This window comes from Candidatus Thiosymbion oneisti (assembly GCF_900092655.1).
Classification (GTDB): Bacteria; Pseudomonadota; Gammaproteobacteria; order Chromatiales; family Chromatiaceae; genus Thiosymbion; species Thiosymbion oneisti.
Window position 1 is genome coordinate 1 of sequence record NZ_FLUY01000935.1, and the last position, 358, is coordinate 358.

A 358-nucleotide genomic window follows, 5' to 3' on the forward strand; every position below is an offset into this window, starting at 1 on the left:
TGCAAAGCGGCGTCGATGGGAAACACTAACTCATTGTGTATCACGAAGTCACCAACGCTGGGGACGATCAGAACCAGCTCAGCCGTCAGTGCCAGCAGACCATGGCGGTGCTCGGCGTGGAAAGCCTGACCGTGGTTGCCGATGCGGGCTACTACAGCGAGGTCAAATTAGCGGCCTGCGAAGTGGCCGGTGCCACCGTCTACGTCCCAATCCCGGACAAACACAAAGCGGTCACGGGCCAAGGTCGCCTCAGCGGCAAGCGCTTCCAGTACAACCAAACGAATGATGTTTACATCTGCCCCGCCGGTGAGTTGCTGCCCCCGCGCGGCCAACCGCATCACAAGAACGGCATCCGGCG

1 pseudogene is annotated in these 358 nt (G+C 60.6%); it reads left to right on the plus strand.

Annotated elements, in window-relative coordinates:
- Nucleotides 1–35 precede the first annotated feature (35 nt).
- A pseudogene (locus tag BQ17_RS09595) lies at nucleotides 36–358 on the plus strand (IS5/IS1182 family transposase); the annotation flags it as partial.